Origin of the sequence: Natrialba sp. SSL1 (assembly GCF_001861355.1) — an archaeon.
Lineage (GTDB): Archaea > Halobacteriota > Halobacteria > Halobacteriales > Natrialbaceae > Natrialba.
This window is the reverse complement of sequence record NZ_MASN01000041.1, coordinates 102,596-120,336: the sequence shown is the minus strand read 5'-3', so window position 1 is coordinate 120,336 and position 17,741 is coordinate 102,596. Positions and strand designations below refer to the sequence as shown.

13 protein-coding genes are annotated in these 17,741 nt (G+C 63.3%); 10 read left to right on the top strand and 3 right to left on the bottom strand.

Annotated elements, in window-relative coordinates; genetic code table 11:
• Window positions 1–57 precede the first annotated feature (57 nt).
• The 3 genes from BBD46_RS15975 (at window position 58) to BBD46_RS22285 (ending at window position 2,234) form a co-directional block, all read left to right on the top strand.
• Entirely contained in the window at window positions 58–702 is a 645-nt protein-coding gene (locus BBD46_RS15975) for an ArsR/SmtB family transcription factor (RefSeq protein ID WP_071402682.1), read from the top strand.
• A gap of 196 nt (window positions 703–898) precedes the next feature.
• Window positions 899–1,918 carry a hypothetical protein gene (locus tag BBD46_RS15970; RefSeq protein WP_071402681.1) on the top strand — a complete coding sequence of 340 codons (1,020 nt, stop codon included), beginning with the start codon at window positions 899–901 and terminating at the stop codon, window positions 1,916–1,918.
• Window positions 1,919–1,928: 10 nt separating this feature from the next.
• Window positions 1,929–2,234: a hypothetical protein gene (locus tag BBD46_RS22285; protein ID WP_139173644.1), complete on the top strand. Its 306-nt coding sequence runs from the start codon at window positions 1,929–1,931 to the stop codon at window positions 2,232–2,234.
• Window positions 2,235–2,331: 97 nt separating this feature from the next.
• On the opposite strand, the gene BBD46_RS15965 is transcribed toward BBD46_RS22285, so the two are convergent.
• Both BBD46_RS15965 and BBD46_RS15960 read right to left on the bottom strand, forming a co-directional pair.
• The gene (locus BBD46_RS15965; RefSeq protein WP_071402680.1) at window positions 2,332–3,087 is read right to left on the bottom strand and encodes a phosphoribosyltransferase; all 756 of its coding nucleotides are present in this window, start codon (window positions 3,085–3,087) and stop codon (window positions 2,332–2,334) included.
• Window positions 3,088–3,192: 105 nt separating this feature from the next.
• Window positions 3,193–4,311 carry an acyltransferase gene (locus tag BBD46_RS15960; protein ID WP_071402679.1) on the bottom strand — a complete coding sequence of 373 codons (1,119 nt, stop codon included), beginning with the start codon at window positions 4,309–4,311 and terminating at the stop codon, window positions 3,193–3,195.
• A 481-nt stretch (window positions 4,312–4,792) separates the two neighbouring features.
• Here BBD46_RS15960 and thiC point away from each other — a divergent pair, with 481 nt between their 5' ends.
• The 6 genes from thiC to metG all read left to right on the top strand — a co-directional run bounded on the left by thiC (window position 4,793) and on the right by metG (window position 14,092).
• The gene (gene thiC / locus BBD46_RS15955; protein ID WP_071402678.1) at window positions 4,793–6,304 is read left to right on the top strand and encodes a phosphomethylpyrimidine synthase ThiC; all 1,512 of its coding nucleotides are present in this window, start codon (window positions 4,793–4,795) and stop codon (window positions 6,302–6,304) included.
• Between the two features lie 191 nt (window positions 6,305–6,495).
• Window positions 6,496–7,407 (top strand): PhzF family phenazine biosynthesis protein, encoded by a 912-nt coding sequence (locus BBD46_RS15950; RefSeq protein WP_071402677.1) that lies wholly within the window; start codon window positions 6,496–6,498, stop codon window positions 7,405–7,407.
• A gap of 131 nt (window positions 7,408–7,538) precedes the next feature.
• Window positions 7,539–9,905: a phosphoenolpyruvate synthase gene (gene ppsA, locus BBD46_RS15945; RefSeq protein WP_071402676.1), complete on the top strand. Its 2,367-nt coding sequence runs from the start codon at window positions 7,539–7,541 to the stop codon at window positions 9,903–9,905.
• A 102-nt stretch (window positions 9,906–10,007) separates the two neighbouring features.
• Window positions 10,008–11,132 carry a tyrosine decarboxylase MfnA gene (gene mfnA / locus BBD46_RS15940; RefSeq protein WP_071402675.1) on the top strand — a complete coding sequence of 375 codons (1,125 nt, stop codon included), beginning with the start codon at window positions 10,008–10,010 and terminating at the stop codon, window positions 11,130–11,132.
• 46 nt (window positions 11,133–11,178) lie between these two features.
• The gene (locus tag BBD46_RS15935; RefSeq protein ID WP_071402674.1) at window positions 11,179–11,550 is read left to right on the top strand and encodes a hypothetical protein; all 372 of its coding nucleotides are present in this window, start codon (window positions 11,179–11,181) and stop codon (window positions 11,548–11,550) included.
• Between the two features lie 388 nt (window positions 11,551–11,938).
• The gene (gene metG, locus BBD46_RS15930; RefSeq protein ID WP_071402673.1) at window positions 11,939–14,092 is read left to right on the top strand and encodes a methionine--tRNA ligase; all 2,154 of its coding nucleotides are present in this window, start codon (window positions 11,939–11,941) and stop codon (window positions 14,090–14,092) included.
• A gap of 90 nt (window positions 14,093–14,182) precedes the next feature.
• Here the strand turns inward: metG and BBD46_RS15925 are convergent, their stop codons facing one another.
• Complete coding sequence (locus BBD46_RS15925) at window positions 14,183–16,531, bottom strand: serine hydrolase domain-containing protein (protein WP_071402672.1); 2,349 nt, start codon at window positions 16,529–16,531, stop codon at window positions 14,183–14,185.
• 188 nt (window positions 16,532–16,719) lie between these two features.
• Between BBD46_RS15925 and BBD46_RS15920 the strand changes: the two genes are divergently transcribed.
• A complete protein-coding gene (locus BBD46_RS15920) occupies window positions 16,720–17,733 on the top strand; it encodes a winged helix-turn-helix domain-containing protein (protein ID WP_071402671.1) in 1,014 nt (337 codons plus the stop codon).
• Window positions 17,734–17,741 lie beyond the last annotated feature (8 nt).

Here is a 17,741-nt window from a genome sequence, read left to right as displayed (position 1 = left end):
CCACTTTGAGTCTCACGCACGGCTATACGACTGCGGTGAAAATGTCACACCGATAGGATGGCTTCTCTCTTTCCACGCAAGCCCGCGTCAGCGCTGGACGACCCTGAAACCGAGCCGCAACTGGTTGCACTGACTGACTCGGACGCAGACCATATCCTCTCGTCCGTCTCTTCGATGACTGCACGGACAATCCTCGCGTTGCTGTACGAGGAGCCACGAACCGCCTCGGATCTCGCCGATCACCTCGATGCGTCGGTACAGAACGTCAGTTACCACCTCGAGCGACTCGTGGACGCCGACCTAGTCGTCGTCGCCGGCACCTGGTACTCGAGTCAGGGTCGCGAGATGGACGTCTACGCACCGGCGAACGGATCGCTGGTGCTGTACGCGGGGCCCGATCACGCGACGCCGTCGCTCGCGAGCGCGTTGCAGCGCGTGCTCGGAGGAGTCGGCGTCGTCGGACTGGTGAGTGCAGTCGTTCACACCCGATGGGACGGCCCACAGGAGCCAGCGCCGGTAGCGCTTCGTCACACGGAGCCACCCGAGCCGACGCTTCAGGAGACACTTCTCACGTTCGCTACCGGTCCTGGCGGGTTCGTGCTCGCGGCGGGGCTGGTCGCGATCTGTCTGTGGCTCGCCCGGTGGTACTGGACACAGTATCGGCCGATGAGCGGGCAGACCGAAGGCGGCAAGCCAGCGTAACGGCAGTCCCTGCGACGGTCACCTGTCCGTTGGTGCATCCTCGGACAGATCGGAAGCAGCCCAAAACGGACTGACAACGGCCGTCTGACACACAGCGGACTTACCAGTATGCAGTGAGGCGGTCCGATACACACAGACTAAAAAACGCACTTGACTCTGTGCTAGGTGGAAGGGGTACCCGCTCTATCGTGACTGTATGGAACGACGAACCGTTCTCGCATCGATCGGTATTGGCTTTGGAGTGACTGCGGCCGGTTGCCTCTCGGAAACAGACGCAACACCAGTGGAAGGTTCAGAACCCAACCCTAACAGCGAGGGCGGAACAAGCGAACGCGCGTCCGACCCCGGCGAACAACCGCTGTCCACCCAAAACGACTCACCGACTGCTGTCGACCCCGACACGACCGTCGACCGCCAGCTCGGCGACGAGACACTCGAGTCGACCGGTCTCCGGAAGCCGGTCCAACTCGTCCTCGCGAATCGAAGGAGCGAGGAACAGACGCCCACGCTCGTCGTCGAGCGCGACGAGACGACGGTACTCGAGGAGGCGTTCGAACTGGGACCGGATGCAACCGTTCACGTGGCGCTGACGGAGCTCGGTGAGTACACGGCCCGCGTCGTGCTCCCGGAAACCGAACAGCAGCCAGAACGGACGGAGTCGGTGTCGATCGGGTACGAGCAGTTCGACTGTAATCAGACGACGGCGACGCTTGCGGTGACGGACGAAGAGATCACGTCACACGTCGCCTCGACGTTGATGGCCTGCAGCGGTGTCGTGACGGCGACCGTCGATACGGGCGAGACGAGCGAAAACGAGGCGACCGCTCCAGCAGGATTCGAGTCCGACGGGACCGAATCTGGACCGGGACACGCGCTCGTCGTGCACAACCCGACTGACGAGACGCGACCGACGCGCGTGCTGATCGATACTGCGGCGGAAAGCCCATCATCGCCGCTCTTCGACGGCGTCTACACGCTCGAGTCGGATGCGACCGCAGCAGTTGACATCCCAGAGAGCGGCGAGTACGAATTGACGGTCGCTCGCCTCGATTCTGACGCAGTCGACCGGACGCAGATCGACACGGGTGAGTTCGACTGTAACAGCTCGACGACCCGCGTCGAACTCGACGCGGCGGGTGCACTCGAGTCGGTGACGATGTCGACGCGCATGGCGTGTCCCGGTGTGAACGCTGCGGAGAAACCTGGAACCGAGTGAGAGACGACAGATGCCGCCCGCTATCCCCCTCCTGAACGTCCCGTCGTCCTCCCAGATCGGAGACTCGCTGCGGCGAGCGGCCGCCAGACTGCGAACCGGTGTGTGCACGCTCGCGTTCTGGATCGCGGTCGTCCTCCCGGCCGCGTACCTCCCGGTACTAGTCGGGCCATCCCTGCTGTCAATTCCGACACCGACGGCCACCGACCAGTCGCTCGCGCTGCTCGGCTTGCTCGTCCTCCACGGGCTCTGTATCGTGCTTGGCCACGAACACAGGCCTCGGTCTCGCCGCGGTCGATGCGGACCGGTCGCTCGGTGAGCGAGGCTGTGTGTCGACGCAAACGGCTGTGCATCGATTCGAACGGCTGTGACAACGGTCAAGATCCCCGCAAAAGACGGCCGAGCGTCGGTCGCTCTTACGTTTCTGGCTCCGTTTCTGACTCGGGCTCCGACTCCGACCCCGTTTCCGTTTCGGAGTCCGTACACAACGCCCACTTCCCAGGTTCGGTCATCTCGATTACGTCGCGCCGTTCCATCTCCGAGAGCACCTCGGTCACCCGGTTAGGCTGGGCGATCTCCATCTCGATGCGCTCGATGCCGTGGAACTCGGCGAGGTAGTGGCGGATCTCGTCCGCCGAGAACGACTCCTGCTCGGCCTGTTCCATCGCACCCGAAACCAGGTCGACCATGTCCTCGATGAAGTTCCAGGGATAGACGATCCAGGTCCACTCCTCGAGTCGCTCGCCAACGTAGTCCGGATCGAACTCGCTCGTGCCGAGTAGCTGCAGGGTCGCCGTGCGGACCTCGCCAGCGTTTCGGTCCTCGACGTACTCGTGAGCGCGCTCGATCGAGCCGCCAGTGTCGGCGATATCGTCGATGATCAGCACGTCCTTGCCCTCGACGCTCCCTTCCGGCATCGGGTAGCGGACGGTCGGCTCGCCGGTCTTCTCGGCGGTGCCGACGTAGTGTTCCATCTTCAGGCTCGTCAGATCGTTCAGCCCCAGGAAGTCACAGAGACATCGGCCCGCGAACCAGCCACCGCGTGCGAGCGCGACGATGACGTCGGGGTCGAACTCGTCGCGACGGACCTCGTCGCTGACGTCGCGACACAGGCTGTAGATGTATTCCCAGTTCGTTATCGTACAGTCGAAATCGTCCGGTAGATCGGACATCTGGTGGCCACCTGGGTGAACAGAGAGGGGCAATCCCCATAAGTGGGCTGAAACGCGCCCCATCTGGAGCAGCTCTGCGAACCATGCGTGGATACCGAACGACGATCAGTTCGATTCGTACTGTCGTGACTGGAACGGCAGGATTCGCGGGAATCGAACGCGTCCACCCTCGATAGCACCCACTTTGAGCGCCCCGATGTAGATGAGCAGTGAGACGCCAAAGACTGCAGGCGTCAGCGTGAGGTGCCACAGGAGCGTGTTTCCAATATCGTATCCCGCCAGTTGCGCTATCTGATCCAGTCGCTCGAGTGGGTACAGAACAGCAGGATGAACGACGTAGATACCGACGGCATACTTCCCCCACGAAGGAAGTGGCGTGTTCTTGCTGAGTGTCGGCCGAGAGAGCAAAAACAGGAACAGCGAGATCGTCACCAGTGCCGTTCCGATCGTATAGCTCGCGGTGTAGACGCCGTCGGCGACCGACGAGCCGGGAAGGACGTAGCCGAGAGCATACCGTTCTGCCACGTGCACGACGGCAAAGAGAGCGGTTGCGCCGAGGAGGAATCGGCTTCGGTCAGCGGACGGGTGCCAGTCAATGCGATGCAATATGTAGCCCGCACTCGTATAGAAGAACCCGAAAAACAGCGCGTCCCTGACTTCGAACGGAACGTCGACGAGCATCGTGTAGCTTGCACCGAAGAGGCCAACGACGTGAAATGTGATCGAAACGGGAAGCAGGTACGACGTTTTGTCGAATCGAACGAACCCGTAGACGAACATCAGCGAGAACGCGAGCGCCGGCAGGAACCACAGAATAACGGAGACTGAATCCCCGTAGTAGAGGAGGTTTGCCGGCGAGAGGAACCCAGCCAGTTCGGTACCGATCGTAGCCGACAGTGATCCGTCGTCGAGACCGGTTTGAGTAATCGATCCAACGAGGAACACTGGCGCAGCGAGCAGGAGTCCGAACACGTAGAGCGAGGCGATCGTTCGAACCCGTTCGAACACATACAGCGTCGGGTCCCGATGTAGCGTTTTCAAGGCGAACAGATAGCCGGAGGTCAGGAAGAAAAATGGCACGACGAACCGGCCGGTCGAGTCGATCACGAAATTCGCGATGTCGCCGTACGTTCCGACCCCTCTGAATAGATTGGTGTGAATGGCAACGACGAATCCCATCGCGATGATCCGCATCGAATCCAAACTGTAAATTCGCTTACTCATCGACTCTCACGTCACAATGAATTGGTCTGCTATTGCTCAACGCGACAGTGTCACTGAACATATCTTTTCACCCGTTAGCTCGAGTACAATCGATCGATTGCAGCCCATCGATATAGGTTGTCAAGACCATTCAGATTTTGTACACGGCTTGCTGCAGATTTAGGTGGATTCGAACGCCAAACTGAACGGAAAGTCGCGTCAACTAACGCAAATCGGAATTGAGAGTAGCGAAGGGATTCCTCACCCATCCACCGATACAGGCCGTGAGGGCGCTTGGAACCGTGTATTTCGCACGCTGAGCAATTCGGTGTCCGAACTGTTGCACAGAGAAATCACCTAGGAATAATGTGTTCATTGGTGACACTCTGAGTAGTTTGAGTGGAATTGCTCCGCCTCTCACTCCCTTTACCTCACTTGAGTATCCAATGGACCCGAACGATGAAAGCCGGATTTATAATCTAGTAATACAACCTAGTTATTCATGGGCCGAACCCAGCTAGCAGCCGCCCGGAACGGAACCGTAACCGAAGCGATGGAGCGCGTCGCCGCCCGCGAGAACCGCGACCCTGAGTTCGTCCGCCAGCAAGTCGCGGATGGACAGGCTGTAATCCCGGCCAACCGGCATCACGACGCACTCGATCCGATGATCATCGGCCGCGAGTTCGCCACGAAGGTCAACGCCAACATCGGCAACAGCGAGACGACGAGCGATCGCGAGACCGAACTCGAGAAGCTCCACACGGCGGTCCACTACGGCGCGGATACGGTGATGGATCTCAGTACGGGAACCGACTTAGACGAGATTCGTGAGATGCACGTCGAGCACTCACCGGTTCCGATCGGCACGGTGCCGCTGTACGAGGCCGTCAAACGAGCCGAGAGTCCCGAGGAGATTACCACAGACCTACTACTCGAGATCATCGAAAAACAGGCCGAGCAGGGCGTCGACTACATGACGATCCACGCCGGGATTTTGGCGGAGCACCTCCCGCTGACCGAGGGCCGAACCACGGGAATCGTCTCCCGCGGTGGCTCGATCATGGCGAAGTGGATGGAAGAGAACGGCGAACAGAACCCGCTCTTTCAGGTCTACGACGAAATCTGTGAGATCTTCGCCGAGCACGACGTGACGTTCAGTCTCGGAGACAGCCTCCGCCCGGGATCGCTCGCAGACGCGTGTGACGAAGCCCAGTACGCCGAACTCGACACGCTGGGCGAACTGACTCGCCGCGCCTGGGAGAAGGACGTGCAGGTGATGGTCGAAGGGCCGGGCCACATCCCGATGCACAAGGTGGCCGAGAACGTCGAGCGCCAGCAGGAGGTCTGTGACGGCGCACCGTTCTACGTCCTCGGGCCGCTGGTGACCGACATCGCGCCCGGCTACGACCACATCACGAGCGCGATCGGCGCGGCGATGGCGGCACAGGCCGGCGCGGCGATGCTCTGTTACGTGACGCCGAAGGAGCATCTCGGATTGCCAGACGAGGAGGACGTTCGCGAGGGGCTGGCAGCCTACCGGATCGCCGCCCACGCGGGCGACGTCGGGACCGAACGACCGGGCGCACGCGACTGGGACGACGCCCTCTCGGAAGCGCGATACGCGTTCGACTGGCGCGAGCAGTTCCAACTCGCACTGGACCCTGACCGGGCGCGCGGGTACCACGACCAGACGCTCCCTGAGGATAACTACAAGGAGGCGCGCTTCTGCTCCATGTGTGGCGTCGAGTTCTGCTCGATGCGGATCGACCAAGACGCACGGGCGGCCGGCGAGATGGCGGCCCTCGAGACGGACACGAAAACGGACCTCGAGTCGTCCCCCGCTGCCGAGGTCAATCTCCCACCAGTCGGCACCCACGAGGGTGCGGCGTCGGAACTGTTCGGCGCAAACAGTGACGACGGACCAGCCGATAGTGTCGAGAGAGTCACCGGGAACGATAGAACCGAAGGTGAACTCGAGGAGACTGCGGAGACGCCGGCCGAGAGCGACGACTGACGGCCACCAGCTGGCAACTGGCTGCTGACAGCTGAGAGCTGACTGGGTTTCACGAACCGACGATCCGCTCGCTAACGTAGTCCATCCGTTGCCGACAGTAGCCACGGAAAGTCGGTGTGCAACAGGTGCAGTTGGCCCGGTACCGGAACGCGAGTGGAAAGATGGAATATCCCCGCGTGAAACGTCACCGTATGAGCACGACGACGACCACTCGAATTCTACAGGTCGACGCCTTCACCAACGACCCGTGCACCGGCAACCCGGCCGGCGTCGTCCCCGAGGCCGACGACCTCTCGGAGAGCCAGATGCAGGCCATCGCCGACGAGATGGCCGTGAGCGAAACCGCGTTTCTGCAGGAGAGCGACGAGGCCAACTACCGCGTCCAGTACTTCACACCGACACAGGAGGTCGACCTCTGTGGCCACGCAACCATCGGCTCGTTCGCCCACCTCTACGACGAGGGTCTGGAGCCTGGCACCACCACACTCGAGACGAACGTCGGCGTTCTCGACATCGACGTCAGCGAGGACGGCACGGTCTGGATGACCCAGAACGCGCCGCAGGTCCGTGAGGTCGACCTCTCCTACGCCCGCGCCGCCGAGGTTCTCGGCGTCGAGCAGGCTGCACTCGAGGGCGCGCGCGATGACATCCCTCTCGCGGTGTCCTCGACGGGGCTGCCGTTCCTCGTCGTTCCGATCACGTATCTCTCGGATCTCGGCGACGCAGCGCCCGATATGGCCGCCGTCGAGGAACTCACCGACGAGTTCGACGCGGCCGGCGTCTATCTGTTTACGTTCGACGCGCTCGACCGGGAGTCGACGCTACACGGACGAATGTTCGCGCCTGGTGCTGGCATCCCCGAAGATCCCGTCACCGGCACCGCGAGCGGCGCAGTCGCAGCCTACCTCGATCACTTCGGGGCGTTCGACGACGACCTGCCGGAGGAACTCCGACTCGAGCAGGGCCACTACGTCGACCGGCCTGGCTACGTGCGAGTGGAACTCGAGGGGACCACGGTTCGCGTCGGTGGACGCGGTGTGACCACACTCGATGGTTCGATCGTGATCCCCGAGGACGACGAGGACGAGATCCTCGAGGCCTAACTGTCGCTTTCTCGATCACAAACCGCGGTGAAAATCGCCGCGCCGTCCGATGGTTCATTCAGTTCCGAGTTGCGAAACATGCCCCTCGTTCGCAACCTTCTTAATCGAATCCGGTGTCCACACGACTACAGATGGCTGTACTCTGGCTGGACGAGATCAGCGCCGGCGACCTCGAGAAAGTCGGCGGCAAAGGTGCCTCCCTTGGCGAACTTACCGGAGCCGGGCTCCCCGTCCCCCCAGGTTTCGTCGTGACCGCCGGAACCTACCGATCGTTCATCGAATCGGCCGAGATCGACGAGGAACTCTTCGCCGCCGTCGACGTCGATGTCGAGGACTCGAGTGCGCTCGCGGCTGCAGCAGACCGCGCACAGGAACTCATTCTCGAGACGCCGTTCCCCGACGAGTTGCGCGAGGAAATTCTGGAGTCCTATCGCGAGGTTGGGGACGGCGAGGCGTTCGTCGCCGTTCGCTCCTCCGCGACCGCCGAAGACCTGCCGGACGCGTCGTTCGCGGGCCAGCAGGAGACGTTCCTCAATGTGACCGAGGAGAACCTGCTCGAGCGCGTCCGTGAGTGTTGGGCGTCTCTCTTTACGCAGCGAGCGATCTACTACCGCCAGGAGCAGGGCTTCGACCACTCGGCGGTCAACATCGCCGTCGTCGTCCAGCAGATGGTCGACGCCGAGAAATCCGGCGTGATGTTCACCAGCCACCCCTCGACTGGCGATCCGACGATGATCATCGAGGCCGCGTGGGGGCTCGGCGAAGCGGTCGTCTCCGGGGCCGTCTCGCCGGACAATTACGTCGTCGAGCGCGAAGACCGCTCGGTCGACGTCAGCGTCGCCGAAAAGAAGGTGATGCACGTGAAGGACGAGGAGACGGGCACAACCGTCGAGCGCGAGGTGCCAGACGACAAGCGGAACGCCCGCGTTATCGACGACGAGGAAATCGACCGCCTGCTCGACCTCGGCGAGCGCGTCGAGAACCACTACGAGACCCCACAGGACGTCGAGTGGGCAATTGCCGGCGGCGACGTCTACATGCTCCAGTCCCGCCCGATCACGACGATCGACGACAGCGAGAGCGCGGCCGACGCCGCATCGGGATCGGCCGCTGGCGGTATCGACGCCACACAGGGGATCACCGACGGAAGCGGCAGTGCCGCGGCCGCCGAGAGTAGCGACGACGCCGCAGGTGCCGACACGAACGGGGCCGAGTCCGGCTCCGGCGGCATGCTCGTTGACGGCCTCGGCTCGAGTCCCGGCACCGTCAGCGGGGCCGCCCGGATCGTCACGAAACTCGACGACCTCGACAAGGTCAGCGACGGCGACATCATCGTCACCGAGATGACGATGCCCGACATGGTGCCGGCGATGAAACGCGCCGCCGGCATCGTCACCGACGAGGGCGGCATGACCAGCCACGCCGCCATCGTCTCGCGCGAACTCGGCGTCCCCGCCGTCGTCGGCACGACGAACGCGACGACCGTTCTGGAGGACGGCCGCGTCGTCACGCTCGACGGCGACAAGGGCGCAGTACTCGAGGGACAGGAAGTCGAACCCGAGGAGGAGACCGAACCAGTCGAGGAGGTCCGCCCACAGTCGCCGGTCAAACCGATGACCGCGACGGAGGTGAAGGTCAACGTCTCCATCCCCGAAGCCGCCGAACGCGCGGCCGCGACCGGTGCCGACGGCGTCGGCCTGCTGCGCATGGAGCACATGATCCTCTCGCTGAACCAGACGCCAGCCAAGTACATCGAGGAAAACGGCGAGGACGCCTACATTACCGAACTCGTCGAGGGTATCCGCGGCGTCGCCGACGAGTTCTACCCGCGCCCGGTCCGTACCCGCACCCTCGATGCGCCCACCGACGAGTTCCGGCAACTCGAGGGCGGCGCAGACGAACCGGAGGAGCACAACCCGATGCTCGGCTACCGCGGCATCCGCCGTTCGCTCGACCGTCCCGACGTGTTCGCCCACGAACTCGAGGCGTTCCGCCGGCTCTACGAGATGGGCTACGACAACGTCGAGATCATGTTCCCGCTGGTCAACGACGCCGAGGACGTCTATCAGGCCAAGCGCCTGATGGAAGAAGCCGGCATCGACCCCGAGAAGCGCAAGTGGGGTGTGATGATCGAGACGCCAGCCTCCGCGCTTGCAGTCGAGGAGATGGCGGACGCGGGCATCGACTTCGCCTCCTTCGGCACGAACGACCTCACGCAGTACACGCTCGCCGTGGATCGGAACAACGAGCACGTCGCAGACCGGTTCGACGAACTGCACCCCTCCGTGCTGCGACTGATCGGTGACGTGATCGAGACCTGCCGCGAGCACGACGTGAACACGAGCATCTGCGGCCAGGCCGGCTCGAAGCCCGAGATGGCGCAGTTCCTCGTCAACGAAGGCATTAGCTCGATTTCGGCGAACATCGACGCCGTCCGCGACGTCCAGCACGAGGTCAAGCGCGTCGAACAGAAGCTCTTGCTCGATTCGGTTCGCTAACAGCGCTCCGTCCGGTCACGTCTTCGGCTCCGGTCAGGGCTCCTTTCACGCCGAGAGTCGGTAAACGCAACGACTAAACGCCGGACGACCCACCGACGAGATATGCAACGCGAGCCCCAAGCGTTCGACCGGGTGCTCTCCTCGATGTGTACGACACCCCATCCGGTCGCGCGCGAGGCGGCCGAACGATTTCTCGCGACGAACCCCGGCGATCCGGGAACCTACCCCACGATTTCGGCCCTGGAGGACGAGGCCATCGAACTGCTGGGCGAGGTCGCCGGTCTCGATGACCCCGCCGGCTACGTCGCGAGCGGCGGCACGGAGGCGAATATTCAGGCCGTTCGGATCGCCCGCGAGCGCGCCAGAACGACGGCTACGGGAGGCGAGATGTCCGGGACACCCGAGACACCCGAGACGCCGACCGTCGTCATGCCCGAATCGGGCCACTTCAGCTTCCAGAAGGCGGCGAACGTGCTCGGCGTCGACCTTGAACTGGTCCCCACCGACGACGACCACCGCGTCGATCTCGAGGCCGTCCGCGCCTGCGTCGACGAAACCACGGCGATGGTCGTCGGCGTCGCCGGCACGACCGAGTACGGTCGCGTCGATCCGATTCCCGAACTCGGCGAGATTGCACAGTCCGTCGACGCACTGCTCCACGTCGACGCCGCCTGGGGCGGGTTCGTCCTGCCCTTTACCGACCACGCATGGCAGTTCGACCACGCACCCGTCGACACGATGGCGATCGACCCCCACAAGATGGGCCAGGCCGCGGTCCCCGCTGGCGGTTTGTTGGTCCGCGACGAGACGCTGCTCGACGAACTCGCCGTCGACACGCCGTATCTCGAGTCCACCTCGCAGGCGACGCTCACCGGCACCCGTTCGGGTGCCGGCGTCGCCAGCGCCGTCGCCGCGATGACCGAACTCTGGCCCGACGGCTACCGCGAGCAGTACGAGCGCTCGCAGGCCAACGCCGAGTGGCTCGCGGCCGAACTGGCAGCCCTGGGGTACGACGTCGTCGATCCCGAACTCCCGCTCGTCGCAGCCGACCTGCCACAGGCCACGTTCGAGGCGCTTCGCGAGGCCGGCTGGCGAATTTCCAGCACCGGCAGCGGCGAACTCCGGGTCGTCTGCATGCCCCACGTGACGCGAGCGCAACTCGAGTCGTTCGTCGCTGAGATCGATGCACTCGAGTCCGAGTCGGAGACACCAGCCGCGACGACGTGATGCTGGTTTCGATACTCGTTTATCATCGCCGCCGCGAGAGGTGTGTATGGCGCTCGATCGGATCGATGGCGTTGCGCTCGTCGGCTTCGCACTGTTGGCCGTCGCCTCGTTGACGCTGTCATTCGAGCAAATCGCGGTTGCAGCCGCCTTCGGCGGGTTCGTTCTCTCGCTGTCGGTCTGGCGGCTCTATGGCGGGCGGCCCTGGGAAGCGCTCGGCTGGCTCGCCTGGGTCGGTGCCGCCGTCGCGCTCGTCGTCGATTTCGATCTGCTGACGTTTCTCGTCACCTTCGGTGGGTTCGGGCTGATGGGTGCTGGATTGCTGCTCGGGAGCCGGTTGGATCTCTTTCCGGCGATCTGGGACGCGGAGCCGGCTGCCGGGTCTGACGACGGCACTGCTACCGATGGCGACGACGGATGACCTGGGGCCGTGTCGGTGAGGAGTACTCGAGTACCAACAGTTATGGACGCGGACCGTCTAGGATTGGATACAGATGACGACGTGCGCTCTCGTTCCCGTCTGTTCTCGCCCAATGCGAATGTAGCGACAGCGCCGTCACCGAGTAGAGCATCACGACCGCATCCGGTCATACGGGTTCCTCGTGGCGCGAAACTCGGTTCGATCGATTGGACCACTGCTCTGCTCACGGGGCACTGGTCACCGTTTACCGCTTCCCGCTTTCCGGTTACTGCTCACCGCCGACTGACGAGCAGACTCGTGAGCGAGACCACTGGCGAAGCGAGCAGACCGAACCCAAACCCAATCCCAAACCGGCGGGTTTTACGCCCGCCACCGACAGAACACGCATATGAGCACGGATTCAACAACAACTGACGACGCATTTCCGACGGATCGTCCCGCCGTCGTGACCTGCGGGTTGCCCTACGCCAACGGCGACCTGCACATCGGTCACCTGCGGGGGTATATCGGCGCAGACGCATTCTCGCGCGCACTCGAGACGCTCGGCCAGGAGACGGCCTACGTCTCCGGCTCGGACATGCACGGCACGCCGGTCGCCGTCAACGCCGAGGAGGAGGGCGTCTCGCCCGAGGAGTTTGCCATGGAGTGGCACGAACAGTACGAGGAGACGTTCCCGAAGTTCAACGTCGACTTCGACAACTACGGCCACACCCACGACGAGACGAACACCGAACTGACCCAGGAGATCGTCCGCACGCTGGACGACGAGGGGTACATCTACGAGAAAGAGATTCAGGTCGCCTACGACCCCGACGCAGATCAGTATCTGCCCGACCGCTACGTCGAGGGAACCTGTCCCTACTGCGGCGCGAAGGCCCGCGGCGACGAGTGTGACGAGGGCTGCCAGCGCCACCTGGAACCGGGCGAGGTCGAGGACCCAACGAGTACGATCACCGGCAACGCAGCGGAGTACCGCGACCGAACGCACAAGTTCTTCGAGGTCTCCGAGTTCGCCGACTTCCTCACCGAGTTCCTGGACGGACTCGAGGGTACCTCGAACGCGCGCAACCAGCCCCGGCAGTGGATCGAAGAGGGGCTGCAGGACTGGTGTCTCACCCGCGACATGGAGTGGGGGATCGACTATCCAAACGGAGATAGCGAGACCACGGAAGACATCGTCCTCTACGTTTGGGTCGACGCCCCCGTCGAGTACATCGCCTCGACCAAGCAGTACGCAGACCGCGTCGGCACCGACGAGTACGACTGGGAGCGCGTCTGGAAAGAGGACGGTGACATCGTCCACGTCATCGGCCGCGACATCATCCAGCACCACACCATCTTCTGGCCCGCGATGCTCGAGGGCGCAGGCTACAACAAGCCCCGCGCAGTCGCCGCAACGGGCTTCATCACGATCAACGGCAAGGGCCTCTCTACCAGCCGGAATCGTGCAATTTGGGCGAAGGAGTACTTAGCGGAGGGCTTCCACCCCGACCTGCTGCGGTACTACCTGACCACGACGGGCGGTCTCCAGCAGGACGTCGACTTCTCCTGGGACGCCTTCCAGGAGAAGGTCAACGGCGAGTTAGTGGGAACGGTCGGCAACTTCTGGTACCGATCGCTGCTGTTCGCCTACCGCAACTACGAGGGCACGCCAGAGGCAGACGTCTCCGAAGAAGTCACAGAGCGTATCGAGGGTGCCATTGGCCAAACCCGCGAGGCCGTCAACGACTACTCGCTGCGCGGCATCGGCCAGGCCGCAACGCAGCTCGCCCAGTTCGGCAACGAGTACATCCAGCGCAACGAGCCCTGGAAGCTCACCGACGACGACCCCGAGCAGGCCGCACAGGTCATCCGCGACTGCGTCCAGATCGCCAAGGCCGTCGGCGTCCTTCTCGACCCCATCGCCCCCGACAAAGCCCAGGCGCTCTGGGAGCAGTTAGGCGAAGACGGCGACGTTGCAGACGCCCATCTCGAGGACGCACTCGAGTCCCCGCCGCGAAACTTCGACGAGCCGGGTGAGCTCTTCGAAAAGATCGAAGACGATCGCGTGGCGGAGCTGAACGAGAAGTTGGAGGAGCGAGTTGCGGCGGCCGGCGATGATGACGAGAGCGACGCAGACGAGGAAACCGAAAGCGACGACACCGCGTCGGACGAATCGGCTGCTATGGCAGACGAAGATGAAGACGAAGACGCAGCCACCGGCGACCTCGAGCCGCTCCTCGAGGAGCGTATCGGCTTCGAAGACTTCCAGGAACTCGACATCCGCGTCGGTCGCATCGAGTCGGCCGAGGGGATCGAGGGTGCAGACGACCTCGCGAAGCTCGAGGTCGACATCGGCTTCGAGACGCGACAGGTCGTCGCAGGCATCAAGCAACTGCACGACCTCGACGAACTGCCGGGCGAGAAGTGCATCCTGCTCGCAAACATGGAGCCCGCGGAGCTGTTCGGCGTCGAATCGAACGGCATGATCCTCGCGGCGGGCGACGAAGCGGATCTGCTGACGACTCACGACGACGCTGTCGTGGGTGAGAAGGTGCAGTAACTCGTCTCGGGACGGCCGATTCCGATGGAAACGCTGTTTTTACGTTTTACTTGCGAGGTTCGTTTCTGACGACCCGGAACAGGCGGTGGACTACAACGGAATCGCGAGCAGGTTCCAGTACCCCAACAGCAGGCAGAAGACAGCCGTTGCGAGCACGACGAGCGTGTAGTGAACCCGCGAGCGCAACGTCCACCACGAGAGCCGCCAGGACTGGACGGCATACCCTGCCGCGACGACCGTTCCGAGCGCGCCGACCAGCGGTAACACGGCGAGCAGCTGGAAGCTCGTCGGCGGGCTACTGAGTAGTGTGTACGGCTGCAACAGGTAGAGCACGACAGTGCCGGCGAGGAAACCAAACAGCGCCCCAATCGAGCTGCCGGCGACCCAGCGCGCCCAGCCTGCGTTGTGAAGCGGTGTTGATGACTGCGAGGACTGGGTCTGGGACTGTGTCCGTGTCTGCGGCTGGGACACCGACTTCGATCGTGACTCCTCGGCTACGGACGCACTCGAGTCCCCGTCTGACTCAGGACTGGCGCTGTCCGAACCCGCAGTACTCGAAGCCGCCGAGTCGTCGATCTGCTGCGTCTCAGACGGCGATTCCGCGTCAGTCACACCACTCGGTGCTGACGCAGCGGAATCGGTGCCGGCCTCGCCAGTAGTTGCGTCGGAAAGCTCGTTCTCACTCCCGCTATCGCCGCCACCGCCGCTCCCACCGCAGTCACCGCGGAACCGCCGCCAGCCACGAGCTAGCGGCCAACCGACGGCCCCCGAGAGCATTCCCAGCATCGTCGCGCCGGCGACTCCGCCGTGCAGCGAGAGCGACTCGTGCCACGACTGGCGTTCGAACGCCTGGAAATCGAGGAAGAGATATCGAACGTCACCATCTCGCTCGCCGAAGGCAAGCCGCGTATCGCCCTCGACCGCCTCGAAGCGGAGCGGCTCGACCTCTACCCAGCGGTCGGGACCCCCACCGAAATCCGTGACGAGAAAGCCGTCGTCGTCGACGCGGACATCGGCACTGGCCGCTTGCACCGTCGACGGCAGCTTTCCCATCGTCGTCTCGACGACCCGAACGCTGCGGAAGGTGCCCTCGAGTTCGCCGGCGCGAGTGGGTGGGCCGTCGGGCTCGTCTGGCGTCGGCTCGTCTTCCTCGTCGGCTTCGGGCAGAAATTCAGCAGCGAACGCTTCGCGGAACTCGCCGCTTGCAACCGCCCCGCTGTCGGTGTTGTACGTAACGAAGACGCCGAGATTGGCCGCGGGAACCAGCCAGAGATCGCTGTAGAACGAACCCGGGATGTGGCCGTTGTGCTCGAGCGTCCGGTGTGCCTGCGGACCGACGGTGCCTTCGATGAACCCGAAGGTGAAGCCGTCGAGCGCGTCGTGGTGGGTGAACCACTGCTCCTGGAGCTGGGACATGGCATCGGACTCGAGTACCCGACTATCGTCGGTGCCAAGCGAGCCGTCCCCAAGCTGTGCGCGCATGAACTGCGCCATGTCGGTCGCCGACGCGGTCATCGAGCCAGCGGGGGCGAACTCGACGAGCAGCCCGGGCGCTTCCTGGGGCGATCCAAGGAGTGCGCTGTACCCCGTGGCGACGTTCTCGCTCACCGCTTCGTCCGGGAACGGTTGTGCGAACGACGACTGCGTCATCGACAGCGGGTCGAAGACGTTCTCCTGAGCGTACTGTCCGAAGGGTGTGCCGGCGATATCGGCCACGACCTGGGCGGCGAGTGCGGTGCCGTAGTTCGAGTAGGCGATCACCTCGCCGGGTGGCCGGACGCGGGCCGGCTGTTCGTCCGAGAGCACTGTCGGCAAGTCCCGTACGTCGTCGGGGTCGGTGACCCACGTTCCCTGAAACCGCTCTTCGAAGCCGGCGGTATGCGTCGCGAGGTGGGCCATCGTGATCGGTTCGGCGTGTGTTTCAGAAATCGAGACGGAATCGAGATATGTCGTCACGTCCTCGTATGGATCAAGCTGCCCGTCCTCGATCAGTTGCATCGCGGCCGTCCAGACGATCGGTTTCGAAACCGACCCAACTCGAAAGCGTGTTTCGGCGGCGTCGACGGGCTCATCCGTGTCGTCGTCTGCCACGCCGTATCCTTTCGTGAGGATGGCCTCGTCCTCGTGGACGACGGCGACGGACGCGCCGACGATATCGTGTTCGTCGAGGGCCGTGTCCAGTGCGTCGTCGACGAACGACTCGACGGCGTCGGGATCCAGCTCTAGGTCGAGTTCGGCCTCGTCTTGCTGTGCGTGCAGTGTGGCGGTGGTCGGTTCGCTTCGTCCGGTTCCGTTGTGCACCGAGCGTTCACCCAGCTCAGACAGTTCGGATGGCGATACGTCAGCACCGGCAAGATCCGTGAGCGGCCCGGCGAGCGATGCCGTTCCGAGAAGCGCCGAGCCGGCGAGAAGCTGCCGGCGGGAGGGGTCAGTCGACATTACAGGTAGGTGTCGATTCAAACGGGTACAACATATGTATTTGGAGTAATATTTTACTCCTGTTCGGCGAGTCGATGACGAGAGAGATAGACAACAGAGGGGTGATGGACAGATGTCGAGCAGACGGCTAGACAACGGGCAGATACCAGACAGACGAATAGGAACCGACAGACGACTTCAGTAGGAGAATGACAGGATCGAACACGACACCCGACGAAGCGACGTCAGAACGGCCCGCCGACCCGTTCAAACCGCTCGGCAACGAGACCCGACTCGAGATCCTCCGCGTGCTCTACGACCATTTGCAGTCGGCGTCACGAGAGGCGACGCTCTCGTACTCGACGCTCCGATCGGAAGTCGGTGTCGCGGATAAGGGTAACTTCAACTACCACCTGCGACAGCTTGACGGACTGTTCGTCGAGCGCGGGGACAAGACCGAGACCACCACCGACACACATTCCAGTTCCAACAGTGATTCACGCACCAGTACGGATTCCAGTCTCGACGGCTACCGGCTCACGTTCGCCGGCTTCGAAATCGCCAAAGTGATCGATGTCGACGCCTGGCGATCACACGAACCGTGTGGTCCTGTCGTACTCGAGGACCCGAGAGAGAACCCTGTCGAAACCAGTACGAACGAGACCGACGACGAGCCGACAGCACAGGACCCACTGACGGCAACCTACGAGGATAGCGTTGTCGAGATTCGGCGTGGCGACGACCTTCTGTATGCCCATGCCGTCCGACCCACCGGCGCAGCGGCGCGAGGAATGGCAGTCGACGAACTGCTCGACACCGCCTCGACGCTGTGGCGTCACACCGTCGAACAGCTCCTCGAAAACATCTGTCCCTACTGCCACGCGCCCATCGAGCGGACACTCGAGTACACCCCGGACCGGCGCTGGGAGCACACGTTCAGTGCGAACTGTGACGAGTGTGGATCCCTCGGCGGGTCACACGTCGGTATTGTCGCGATCACCCATCCGGAAGCGATTGCGTTCTGCTGGGACCACGGACTGGATCTCACGAGCACTCGTGTCTGGAGTCTTCCGTTCGTCGACGACGACGCGGTAACGGTTCTGAGTGACGAGCCGCGTCGCGTGCGTCTCGACATCGAGTTCGAAACGGTTCGACTCGAACTGGTCGTCAACGACGACGTTCGGATCGTCGACACCGAGCGGGTGTGTCGAGGCGAGTCGTAGCGCTCCAG